The sequence below is a fragment of the Flavobacterium sp. genome (assembly GCF_035760125.1).
In the GTDB taxonomy this organism is placed as follows: Bacteria; Bacteroidota; Bacteroidia; order Flavobacteriales; family Flavobacteriaceae; genus Flavobacterium.
Window position 1 is genome coordinate 1 of the sequence record NZ_DASTTN010000401.1, and the last position, 6,582, is coordinate 6,582.

Here is a 6,582-nt window from a genome sequence, read left to right on the forward strand (position 1 = left end):
TGTAAGACAATGCAAACAACAGATATTTTCGAGCGACTAAAAAACGGAGAAACCATTTCGCCAAACGACCCTGAAGCTAATAAAATGCGTGAAGCTTCTTTTGCTACGAAGAAATTATTGGTTCAGATGAATAATACATCAAACCCATCTGAAATCAGGGATTTATTAAGTCAAATCACGGATACTGAAATTGATGAAAGTACTACGGTATTTACACCTTTACACATTAATTACGGAAAGCACACCCAAATTGGTAAAAACGTATTCATCAACTTCGATTGTGTTTTTCTTGATTTGGGAGGAATTACCATAGAAGATAACGTACTGATTGCGCCGAAAGTCAGCCTGTTGTCTGAAGGACATCCTGTTTCGCCTGAAAACAGACATTCACTAACGATCGGACACATTCACATCAAGAGAAACGCTTGGATTGGTGCGGGAGCTATCATTTTGCAAGGCGTAACCATTGGTGAAAATGCTATCGTAGCCGCAGGAGCGGTAGTTTCAAACGATGTACCCGACAATACCATTGTAGGTGGAATTCCTGCAAAATTTTTAAAAACAATTTAAATATAAATAAAGTGAAAAAATCTTTTGTTATCGCAATGATGATATTCATAACAGGACAATCATTTGCACAAAATGGAAAATCTAAATCTGAAAAAATGAATACAACTGAACATTATACTTTTAAACTAAGCGATAAAGTAACACGCCAAAAAGTAAGCTTTAAAAATCGTTATGGCATAACACTTTCAGGCGATTTGTACATTCCGAAAAATCAGGGCAACGAAACATTGGCTGCACTTGCCATTAGCGGACCTTTCGGAGCAGTAAAAGAACAATCATCGGGCTTATATGCCAACCAAATGGCAGAACGTGGATTTATTGCAATTGCTTTTGACCCTTCTTTTACAGGCGAAAGCGGTGGCGAATACCGCAATTTGGCTTCCTCTGACATCAACACCGAAGATTTCAGTGCAGCAGTTGACTTTCTTGGTATTCAGAAGAATGTTGACAGAAATAAAATAGGCATCATCGGAATCTGTGGATTTGGTGGATTTGCTTTAAATGCAACTGCTGTGGACAAACGAGTAAAAGCCGTTGCGACAACAAGTATGTACGATATACCACGAGCCGCATCAAAAGGCTATTACGACAAAGTAACATTAGAAGAGCGCACAAAAACGTTGGAGCAAATGAGCCAACAACGTTGGAAAGACGCAGAAGCTGGAACACCAGCATCAGGAAATCGTTCTAATGCAGAGAAATTAAAAGGCAACGAACCGCAATTTGTTAAAGATTATTTTGATTACTACCGCACTCCAAGAGGTTTCCACCAGCGTTCAATAAATTCAAACGGATCGTGGACAGCTACCAGTGCATTTTCGTTGATGAATATGCCAATACTGACATACATTAAAGAAATTTCGCCACGACCTGTTTTAATTATAGCAGGCGAAAAAGCACACTCTCGTTATTTCAGCGAAGATATTTACAAAGCAGCAGCAGAACCAAAAGAGCTGATGATTATTCCTAAAGCTGTTCACGTTGATTTGTACGACAGGGTTGAAATTATTCCTTTCGACAAATTGGAAACATTTTTCAAAGAGCATTTAAAATAAATGCAGCATTATGAAACATTCGTTTTTAATTCTCTTAACTTTTATATCGTTTTTATCAGTAGTGCTTGGTCTTGCGATAAAAACGATAACAATATCAATACAGAAAATAATAACGATATGACAAGCGGAAAAATCAAAATAAAGGTTAATTCACAAACCTTTACAGCTACGCTTTTGGATAATAATTCGACAAAGGCATTTAAGCAAATGTTGCCTTTGATTATCAATATGATTGAACTAAACAGTAACGAGAAATATTATGATTTGGCAGGCGGTCTTCCCACAAATTCGGTCAATTCTGGAGCTATAAAAAATGGTGACTTGATGTTGTACGGTTCAAAAACGTTGGTGCTGTTTTACAAAACTTTTTCGACATCATACAGCTACACAAAATTGGGAAGGATAGATGATGTAACAGGTTTAGCATCTGCATTAGGTTCAGGAAACGTAACCGTTACTTTTGAATTGGAATAACGGAAAAACTAAATCCACAAGAAATACAGCCTATAACAGGATTTATTTAATAACCTGTATAGTTATTTCAGGACGAGACAGGGTGTATGGATAAAGCATGGGTAAAGTATAGATAGTGTATGAATACTGCATCCTACCGTTTTAGAGGAAAACAAAAAAGGCCTATGGAAAAATCCAAAGGGCTATTAGTTGAGACCTTTTTTTTTTTTGATTCTTCTACTGAAACTTTTTTGAATTCTTTTAAAAATTTCTCAAGTACCACAGTTGATTTATATTTTTTTTGCTCCAATGATTACCGGTATGACAGTAAAAACAGGAGTTGTCACTATTTTTTTAATCAATCTTCAATGATTTATATATAATTTACTGCTTTAGCAGTAAAAATAGTGTTTTTATACTAAAAATACCCCAGCTATACGAAGTGTCAGTCTCTACGCTATGCAAATGTCCGGTTCCATCCTCAATTCTATCTAATTACATTTTAATACGCATCTTATTTCGACCACAAATTGTAAATTTTGAAAAAAAATGTGCAATTAGATTAAAGTTATTTGAATTTGTGCAATTTATGGTTAAAAAAAAGTTAGCAACGCTTTGTCTCCCGAACGATAGCAAACAGGCAAAGTAAAGTCCCACCACTTTCTTGAAATCTGTGGCCAAATAACCCCAGTTCGCTGTCAATAGTTTCTTTCTTCATCAGAAACACAATTTTGAACAATAATCTTCATTTTACAAAGATGTTTCTGCATATTTACGAAGTCACTTACTTATTTCGTACATACAATTCCTGCTTTTGTATCTATAAATCTACTATTTCATAACATTTTTTCATAAATCAATTCATTATTTTATCAATTTTAAGTTTGTTAAGTGCAAGAAAATCAAAGTATTATGATGTAAATTGAATATTTAAATACTAAAAGAGCTTCACCATACTTTGCATTTGTCATCTAGTCAAAAAACTGATTGCGTTTTTTTTGATTTCAAAATCGCGCATTTGAAGAACCATTTAAAATATAGCATAAATATAATCTAACTAATACTAACAACTATGGAAGAAATTAAAGATTTAGAACTTATTAAAGCGTTTGTCGACACGTTACAAAATTATCGCGTAGAATCAACTGGAGCAGCCGTTGTAACAATTAATGCTAACCTTTACAATGTAGACGGCAGCACTCATGATCCTAAAAAAGTTCCAGGTCATGAAGGAGATACCTGGAAAAAATTACTTAAAGATAATGGAATTGATCATAATTGTTATGTAACAAATCCAAATGCTGAGGGTGTGCATCCTGAGTTCTCAGTAGGGGGGCATATGACTACAAATTCCAATGGTCAAGTTGCAAATGGCGGCACTTGTTACCTGATGCCCGAATGTTCTTGGCATAACAATAAAGCACGTGATGGAGTTGAATATACTCATACGGAAACACAAATGCTTAAACTAACTGGGTATAACCTTGGAGAACTTCCTGTAACTTTTAAACTTCGCCTGCCAAGTGATCAGCCTTTTGCTGTGTTATATTATGATCAAAATGAATGGAAGTTTAAAAACATTTCACGCAATGAGGCTGAAGCCTTAAAGGGAAATGCCTCTTATGCTGCATCTCCACTCCACTCTGTGGAATATTATGTGCTCATTGAACGAAAAAGGGACGAGAAGACCACTCACCATGTTCTAATTTCAAAATTACCTTAACGAATACAATTTTTACAAAATACTATTAATTAAAAAACTAAGAAAAAAATGGAAAATAAACTGACTGATACAGACTACAACGTAGCTCTTTACGAAAAACTTTATTCTAAAATTGCCATAGCTTTAGGCGTTAGTACCCCCATGGGTGAACTGAAGCTTGGCGAATCGCTTTTATCAGTGCTAAACCCAGGACAATATATTCCCACTGGGCTAGATCCGGAAACAAAGCCAGCTGATAATAAGGAAATATCACAAATTTTTGATACAGCTAGCGAGTTTAATACTACTTATTCTCCAGTTACTCTGTCTGTTTCTGGTGCCTATAAAAGTATATTGGACTATAAACTATTTCCTTTAGCCAGCATTAAAGAAGCAGAAAAGAAAAAACTTGATGAAGCAATTGTAAGTTATGATTCTTTAAAAGAGAAGTGTGATAAAGCCATGTATTCATATTTGGATGCCTTGGATGCCTATAATGAAGCTTGGTGTACATACAATAATGATCCCTTATTGCCTAAGCCATCATCAAGGCTGAAAGCTGTAAAAGATAATGCTTGGAATGCTTGGACTGCTGCAGGCAGAGTACAGCAAGACACTAATGTTGCTATCATTGCACAATATCAAGCGATGGAAGGTGCTGCGTTTTGGGAAAAACTAAATAAACAATACGCAGACAATCAAGGAATTCTTGATGACGGCATGGAATTTTGCCCTGTCACTATGGCTCCATCTTATAAAAATTGGCATAAAGAAGAAGGCTGGACGAAGTTTGAATTCAATCAAAAAGATCTGGACAACCAATCTACTTCTACTTCAATTGCAGCGGCAGGTAACATAGGTTTTGATTATGGTATTGTATCTATAGAAGGAGAAGGTTCTTACAAAGAAGATAAGGGCTACACTAAAATAAATGAAACGAATCTGACTTTCAAATGTGAATTAATGCGAGTTACTATTACTCGCCCTTGGATGAATCCTTTACTGTTTAACAGTAAAGCTTGGAAGTTTTCGCCAAGCGCTCCAGCAGCTGAATATTCGTCAGGAGGAAGCATTGTAGAAGGCATTAAACCTAGCGGTCCTTTTGTAACCTTGCCAACCACCTATATTTTAGCAAGAAATGTTGAAATCATCGGGCAGTTCACTAATACTGTTGAAGAAGTACTTAAAAGAAATGTCGAAGCATCTGCTACAGTAGGCATTGGTCCTTTTAGCATTTCCGGAAGAGTCAGTTATGGAGAAAACGAACATAAGATTCAAGGCACTATTGCGGGCAACAAAATAGTGATCAAAGACACTCAGATTATTGCCTCTATTAGCCAGGTTCTGCCTAAGTTGCCAGATCCAAACCCAAATTTGCCTTGGGCTTCCTAAGAATTATTAATAAAGAAAACTAAAAATTTAGGAGCAGGACTAATGACTTGCTCCTTATTTGTTTAATATTAATGCAACAACATAATGAATTCTCCCGTAAAACAACAAGAAGATACAGTCCAGACTTCTCAACTGTATAGCAAAATGGCTGCTTCTTTTAGCCAATTTGGCGTCGTTGGAAATAATCCTTCGTCATTGCTATCCATTCAAATCCCTGGGATTACTGTCCAAACCAATTTAGATCCGTCTAATAAAAAAGACCAATATTACATAAGCAATTTTTTAAATCTTACTTTAGAATGCAGTTATGTTGCTACAAGCAAAGCGGCATCGGTTTCTGATGTTTATAAATTAATACTTGATGGCAAAGAAACTGCTATTACTGAATTAACTGCACTTGAAAAGGAGGAGTTATTGAAAGCGGAAAATTTACTTATTTATGGTGGTGAGCCAACAGAAGAATTTCTAGCTTATCAAAAATATTCAAGCAATTTTTATTGTGCTAAAGATGATTTGGAAACCGCTAAATCAACAGAAAAAAATGGAGGAAAAAAGGTTCCCGATGATGTAATAAAGAATTATGAAACCGCTGATAATGACTGGTTAAACAAGGGCTACAAAACTGAGGTTGAGAAAGCATTGGCTACTATTGAACAGCTTCAGGCTAAGGAAAGGTATGTCTATTGGAACAACTTAAATAAACGATATGCTCAATATACGGGTGAACTGGATGATGGAAGTACCTATCAGTATTATGACAGTGTCCCCAAATATGAGGACTGGTTTAAAGCTGAACTCTGGACACCATTCATTTTTGATAAAAATGATTATGATAAGCAGTCCAGGTCTGGTGGCTTAGGAATGCTTCCAAAATTCTGCTGTTGCCAAAATTCAAAAATTATGCCAATTGGTCATTTGAACACTCAAGGAAGTTCTTCTTTTGACGGGGTTTCACCTCTTCCAAAACCCTCACCAGGGTATAATTCCAGGCACAAGCCAACAAATATGCTTGCTTCATGGAATGAAAAGTCTCCAGAAAAAGAAACGTATTTCAAAGCCTCTGGAACTAATACTGACTATAATTTTTCCTGCTCTTTTAAACGCATAAATATAATAAGACCTTGGATGGATAGCAATGTATTTTATTCCAGAACGTGGCGCTGGTCTCCCATGAGTATTGGATTCGGAATTGAAATATCTTCAGGAGGATCTGTAGCTGGCAATGACCCTGCCATAGGGGTAATGCCCGTATTGCCCACAACAGCTCTACTTGCTAAGGATATAAAATTTACAACTACTGATCCAGAACTCATTAAATGGTTTGAAGATGAAATTAATCAAGGAAAACAGCTAAGGTTTGGACCTTTTAGATTAGAAAAAGGCACTAAAACCATGATAGGCCCCAAAGAA

6 protein-coding genes are annotated in these 6,582 nt (G+C 36.0%); all 6 read left to right on the top strand.

The annotated features are described in order from the left end of the window. Positions 1-9 precede the first annotated feature (9 nt). Complete coding sequence (locus tag VFS71_RS14175) at positions 10-570, top strand: DapH/DapD/GlmU-related protein (RefSeq protein WP_326402041.1); 561 nt, start codon at positions 10-12, stop codon at positions 568-570. Between the two features lie 11 nt (positions 571-581). Beyond that, entirely contained in the window at positions 582-1,625 is a 1,044-nt protein-coding gene (locus tag VFS71_RS14180) for an alpha/beta hydrolase (RefSeq protein ID WP_326402035.1), read from the top strand. Next, the gene (locus VFS71_RS14185; protein WP_326402036.1) at positions 1,626-2,099 is read left to right on the top strand and encodes a cyclophilin-like fold protein; all 474 of its coding nucleotides are present in this window, start codon (positions 1,626-1,628) and stop codon (positions 2,097-2,099) included. It abuts the gene before it with no gap. Positions 2,100-3,150: 1,051 nt separating this feature from the next. After that, positions 3,151-3,801: a hypothetical protein gene (locus VFS71_RS14190; RefSeq protein WP_326402037.1), complete on the top strand. Its 651-nt coding sequence runs from the start codon at positions 3,151-3,153 to the stop codon at positions 3,799-3,801. A 141-nt stretch (positions 3,802-3,942) separates the two neighbouring features. Continuing rightward, the gene (locus VFS71_RS14195; RefSeq protein ID WP_326402038.1) at positions 3,943-5,172 is read left to right on the top strand and encodes a hypothetical protein; all 1,230 of its coding nucleotides are present in this window, start codon (positions 3,943-3,945) and stop codon (positions 5,170-5,172) included. Between the two features lie 84 nt (positions 5,173-5,256). Further along, positions 5,257-6,582 (top strand): hypothetical protein (locus VFS71_RS14200; RefSeq protein WP_326402040.1); only part of this gene is annotated, 1,326 nt, incomplete at its 3' end.

What these genes read in the sequence shown, in the direction of transcription:
- VFS71_RS14175 (WP_326402041.1), top strand. Translation starts at nt 10, where the DNA reads ATGCAAACAACAGATATTTTCGAGCGACTAAAAAACGGAGAAACCATT.
- VFS71_RS14185 (WP_326402036.1), top strand. Translation starts at nt 1,626, where the DNA reads ATGCAGCATTATGAAACATTCGTTTTTAATTCTCTTAACTTTTATATC.
- VFS71_RS14195 (WP_326402038.1), top strand. Translation starts at nt 3,943, where the DNA reads ATGGGTGAACTGAAGCTTGGCGAATCGCTTTTATCAGTGCTAAACCCA.
- VFS71_RS14190 (WP_326402037.1), top strand. Translation starts at nt 3,151, where the DNA reads ATGGAAGAAATTAAAGATTTAGAACTTATTAAAGCGTTTGTCGACACG.